Raw genomic sequence first — 921 nt, 5'->3', positions numbered from 1 at the left:
GCCGCGATGGAGATGTTCTGGACACCGGCCATGCGGATCTGATCCATGACCTGCACCACCAGACCGGAACGGGATTCATTATCGGCCTGGATCACCACGGCGCTCTCCGGGTTTTCGGCCCGCAGCCGCTCGATGTTGGCGCGCACCGCCCCCACCTCGACCACCCGCTTGTCGACCCAGACCTGACCGTTTTCGCGCACCGCGACCATGATATTGCCCTTCTTCACCGTCTCGGCCGTGCTGGCACTGGGACGGTTGATCTCGACACCGGACTCCTTGACGAAGGAGGTGGTGACGATGAAGAAGATCAGCATGATGAACACTATGTCCAGCATGGGGGTCAAATCGATAGCCGCCTCGTCAGCACCGCTGTCGCTGTAACGTTTTCTCATAGCAGAAACTCCTTGCTTGTTCTGTGCCCCCGGCAGGCCATGCCTCGCCGGGGGTATGCATCCTGCATCAACCGTGTTTCAGGTTGTCTTCCAGCTTTTGCACCGCCAGTTTGGCCTTGTGATCGAGCTGGTTGACAAAAAACAGGCCGGAAAGGGCGGCGATCATGCCCGCCATGGTCGGTACCGTTGCCTTGGAGATCCCCGATGCCATCGCCCGCGGCGAACCGGTGCCTGTGATGGCCAAAGTGTCAAACACCTGCACCATCCCCACCACGGTCCCCAGCAGCCCCATCAACGGGCAGAGAGCGATCAGCACCTTGATGACCGGCATCCCCTTGTCCACCGCCATGGCAACCCGTGAGACCAGCTCGCGGCGGATCTGCTTGGCAGACCAGGAGAGATGATCGGTGCGGGCCAGCCAGGTGGCCTTGGTCTGCTTCACCTGCTTGGGGTAGACCGCCATGAAGTAGAACCAGCGCTCCAGCAGCAGGGCCCACATCATCAGGGTCAGGAAGAACAGGGCGACCAG

General features: G+C 61.0%; 2 protein-coding genes. Both read right to left on the bottom strand.

Annotated features, from left to right (window positions below; genetic code table 11):
* The coding region (locus G5358_RS21380) for an ExbD/TolR family protein (RefSeq protein WP_421324914.1) at positions 1-392 on the bottom strand (392 nt) is incomplete at its 3' end.
* 67 nt (positions 393-459) lie between these two features.
* Positions 460-921, bottom strand: a 462-nt coding sequence (locus G5358_RS21375) for a MotA/TolQ/ExbB proton channel family protein (protein WP_421324913.1), incomplete at its 5' end; no start/stop codon positions are given.

The organism is Aeromonas sp. 604176 (assembly GCF_049170755.1).
Taxonomy (GTDB): domain Bacteria; phylum Pseudomonadota; class Gammaproteobacteria; order Enterobacterales; family Aeromonadaceae; genus Aeromonas; species Aeromonas veronii_A.
Note: the sequence above shows the minus strand (reverse complement) of the source record. Positions and strands in the feature narration are given on the sequence as shown.